The organism is Veillonella sp. CAG:933, assembly GCF_000431435.1.
Classification (GTDB): Bacteria; Bacillota; Negativicutes; order Veillonellales; family Veillonellaceae; genus Veillonella_A.
Window position 1 is genome coordinate 20,164 of record NZ_HF986209.1, and the last position, 4,599, is coordinate 24,762.

Genomic DNA, 4,599 nt, shown 5'->3' on the forward strand with positions numbered 1-4,599 from the left:
ACTACGGCGGTAGCCGTGGCTGAGTTGATGCCTGATTTTGTGCGCATTTATCCGGTTCTAGTCATTGAAGATACGGAGCTGGCCGATGATGTGAGAGCCGGTCGCTACACGCCGCTAACGGTGGCGGAAGCGGTAACGTATAGTGCCTTTTTAAAAGAGTATTTTGAAGAGCATCATATCACGGTGATTCGTACGGGACTGCAGAGTACGCCGGAATTGGATGCAGGTATCGGTTTAGTAGGCGGTCCTTACGAACCGGCCATGGGGGAACTGGTGACGAATTATCAGTGGTTACAGCGATTTTTAAAAGTCTTACGGGACCATAGAGCGGCGGGCTTACCAATGCATTCGGTGACCGTCCTGTATCCGCGTCAACTTACATCAAAAGTGCGTGGCGAAAAGCAACGGAATATGAAATATTTGGCAGAATGCTATACAGACTGCACTTGGCAATGGTATGAACAGGGCTCTAAAAAAGCGAAAGCTATGTTCGGAATAAAGACAAACAAATTTTCGGATAATGTTCTACTTTTTATCGATAATTTTAGGTATAATGTGATATAATAAAAGGTACGTTATTAGATATATTTAAAGTGACTTAAGACACACGGAAAGGTGGTTTGCATGCAACTCTTACGATTAGAGTTAAAAGGATTTAAATCCTTTGCGGACAAAACAATTGTAAAATTTTCACCCGGCATGACGGCTATCGTAGGTCCTAACGGGAGCGGCAAAAGTAATATTACCGATGCCATGCGTTGGGTGCTGGGCGAATCCAATGTGCGCCATTTACGTGGTCAAAAAGCGGAAGATATAATTTTTGCCGGTACGGAAAAGCGTCGTCCCATGAGCACCGCGGAAGTAACCTTGGTGTTCGATAACAGCGACAAACGTTTACATCCCGATTTAGCGGAAGTTGCCTTGACGCGTCGTATCTACCGTAGCGGTGAAAGTGATTTTTTTATCAATAAAAAAGCTTGTCGCTTGAAGGATATTCAGGCTTTATTGGCTGATACAGGCTTAGGACGCGATTCCATGGCCATTATCGGGCAGAATCGGGTAGATGCTATTTTAAACAGCAAACCGGAAGATCGCCGCCTTATTTTTGAAGAAGTGGCCGGTATTTCCCGTTTTAAAATGAATAAAGATGAGTCATTGCGCCGCATGGGGCAGACGGACCGCAACATGGAACGGGTGGCCGATTTGATGGCGAATTTGGAAGAGCAAATGGAACCGCTCCGAGAGAAGGCGGCCAAGACACAGGCTCATGCCGAATTAAGTCAAAAGAAACGCCTCTATGACGGAGCGTTGGCTTTTCACGATTATAAAGTGGCGGATCGTTTATTCACAAAACAGGAAAATGAAAAGATTGCGTTGCAGCAGGAAGAAATAGAAATCAATACGGAACTGGCCGGTTTAGGTGCACGGGAACAGCAGTTAAAGTTAAAATCCGAGGAACAACAGCAAGCTTTGCGGCAACAAGAAGAATTATATGCGAAAGCTCAAAAAGAAGAAGCCCGGCTCGAAGGGGAAAAAAATGTGCTGGCCGAGCAATTGCGGAATGCGGACAAAGAACTGCAGGAATTGCGTGATCGTATTCATGAAATAGAAGCGACTATCGCCGGTGACAAGCAAAAAGTGTTGGTCCATCAGAAACTGTTGGCCGACGGTGCCGGTGAATTGACGGCCAAAGAAGCGGCTTTGCAGACGGCTGAGCAAGCGTATGAAGCGGCTCGTCAAGAATTGCAGCGCATTCAAGGTGAGTTCCAAACGGCGCAAAAAGCGGTGGCTGCACGCCATGATGAACAATTACAGTTAGTCGGTCAAGTGGAAAAATTCCGCGTAGAATTACAAACTTTAAACGGCGAACTTACCAAAACAGGCGAACTGGTAACCACTTTGACAGAAGAATTGCAAACGGTGGGGGCCGAAGAAGCGGAAGCTTTAGCGAAGCAGCAGACGTTGCAAGAGCAGCAGGAAGCTAATCGCGCCGAACGGGACCAAGAGCAGCAAAAATTAGGGGAATTACGAAAACTTCGTCAACAGTTGGAACGGGACGTTCAAACCGGCCGCCGTGAAGAACAACGCATGGAAGGACGTTTACAACTCTTGGCGCAGTGGGCTGAACAGCATGAAGGTTATGCAGACGGTACGCGTAACGCCCTGGCCGCTAAGGAGCCGTGGCAGCAGGACTTACTGGGGGCTATCGGTGATTTGTTTACGGTAAAGCCGGAATTTGCCACGGCTCTCGATATTGCCTTAGGGGGCAGTATTAACCATGTAGTATCGCGTACCTCGCGAGCTGCCGCTGATTGTATTGCCTATTTAAAACGGACTCAAGGCGGTCGCGTTACTTTTTTACCGTTAGAAACGGTGCACGGTCAGGCCATTAATACACCGGCTCTCAATGAATCGGGCGTATTGGGGCGGGCCGTAGATTGTATTACTTTTGATGAAACGTATCGTGGTGTTTTCACCTACTTGTTGGGGCGTACTCTCGTAGTGGAAACGATGGAGCAGGCTATTGCTCTACAGAAAAAATATAAGCAACAGCTTCGTTTAGTGACACTGGGAGGCGAACAATTCCAACCGGGCGGTTCTTTAGCCGGTGGTGTGACCAAACGGCGTAAAGCCTCCGTTATGGCTCAAAAAGAAGAGATGGGCCTGTTAAATACCAAATTGCAGGTATTACAAGCAGAGTTAGTTAAAAAACAACAAGCTGCCGCTGACTACGAAAAACAGTTTGAAGAATTAAGTGAACAGTTGGCAGCGAAACAAAATAGTTGGGATGAGCAGCATACCTTGCTTTTGACGGCGGAATCCATTTTAAAAACAACGCGGGAACGAAAGTTGCGCAAGGAACAGGTGCTGCAAAACAATTTGGCGGAGCAGGACCGTTTGACCGGTGAACAGGCTCGTGTTACGATGACATTGGCACAAGCGGAAAGTGCTCTTAAGACTTTGAATGAAAATATTCAGGCTGATGGCGGTCATTCGGTGACCCTGGCTGAATTGGAGCGCTGTCAAAAAGCGCAGGACGAAGTCGGTCAGGTGCGTCAAGATGCACGTTTGCACTATGAACAATTAAAGCAGCAACAAAGTTACGGTGAACAGCAAATCAATGATTGGCAAAGCGCTATCGAGCAAAATGTAGCGCGTATGAAGCCGTTACAAATGCAGCTGGATGTTCGTGAACAACAGGTAAATACTGAATTACCACAGAAATTGAGTGATTTGGAGCATGCTTATGAAGCCCAAGCTAAGGCGACGGCGGAATTAGCCAAGCAGCGCGACGCGCTGTATGAATCACATAGTGAACAGCAGCGAACGTTAGCTGATTATTCCACGGAGCGCGAAACTTTGGATACTCGTCAAAAAAGGGTTCAACAGCGTTTGGTGCAGATGGAAGGTCAGCTGGCAAAATATGAAATGAATAGCGAACAGGCTTTACAAAAAATCGCCGAACTCGGTTTTTCACGAGAAGAAGCACAGGCTTTACAGCCGGAAGGGGCTGTAGCGGATTGGCGTCTCGAAGAAGGTAAGTTGAGTGCTGAACTGGAAGCCTTAGGGGCGGTTAACCCGGAAGCGGTAGCTGAATATGAAGCGGCGCAGACGAAACAGGCTTTTTATGAAACGCAGCAATCCGATTTGGAACAGGCTAAGGCTCAGTTGGAAGCGGTTATTGCAGAGATTGATAAAGCGATGGCCTTACAGCTCGGCGAAGTCCTTGAAGTGGTGGGCGATCGTTTTCAGGCCGTGTTCAGCAAGTTGTTCGGCGGCGGCACAGCTCAGATAGTGCTCACCGATCCGGATAATATTTTGACCAGCGGCATTGATTTTTATATTCAACCACCCGGTAAAAAACGCCAACAGTTAACGCTGTTGTCCGGTGGTGAGCGGGCCCTTACAGTTATAGCCTTGCTGTTCTCCTTCTTGGATTACAGACCGGCACCGTTCTGTGTGCTCGATGAAGTGGACGCGGCGTTGGACGAAGCCAATGTAGAACGTTTTGGCAGCTATTTACAACGACTGGGTGACGATACGCAGTTTATTGTTGTATCGCATCGTAAACGAACTATGGAGGCGGCCTTGGTATTACAAGGTGTTACCATGGTGGAACGAGGTGTTTCCCGATTGTTAACAGTAGCCTTTGATGAAATAGAGGAGGATATGTAATGAGTTTTTGGAATAAAACCAAGAAATTTCTTGGTTTCGGCGATGCCTTAGAAAATACGAAAAAGAAGTTTACCGAAGCCATTGAAACGGTCATTATCGGCTATGCCAAGATTGACGACGACTTCTTGGATGATTTGGAGGTCGCCATGATTACCGCCGACCTGGGCAGTAAGACGACGGAACTTTTGATGAAAGAAATTCGTCGCGGTGTTACGGAAGGCAAAATCAATCATACCAATGAAGTGATGAACTACATTGAAGAATACATTACGAAGTTACTGGAAGAACAGGAAGAAACTTTGGAAATGCATTCGCCGGAAGTTATTTTGGTAGTGGGCGTTAATGGGGTAGGTAAAACAACGACTATTGCCAAACTGGCTCATTATTATAAAGAAGCCGGCAAAAAGGTGGTGTTGGCGGCAG

At 47.0% G+C, this 4,599-nt stretch carries 2 protein-coding genes and 1 pseudogene; all 3 read left to right on the forward strand.

Features of this window, described 5'->3' with window-relative positions; all coding sequences use genetic code 11:
* Positions 1-564: pseudogene (locus QZL64_RS07875) on the forward strand (elongator complex protein 3); the annotation flags it as partial.
* Positions 565-624: 60 nt separating this feature from the next.
* A complete protein-coding gene (gene smc, locus QZL64_RS07880) occupies positions 625-4,176 on the forward strand; it encodes a chromosome segregation protein SMC (protein WP_021841454.1) in 3,552 nt (1,183 codons plus the stop codon).
* A partial coding sequence (locus QZL64_RS07885) for a signal recognition particle receptor subunit alpha (protein WP_296309473.1) occupies positions 4,176-4,599 on the forward strand: 424 nt, incomplete at its 3' end. The genes smc and QZL64_RS07885, both read left to right, overlap by 1 nt.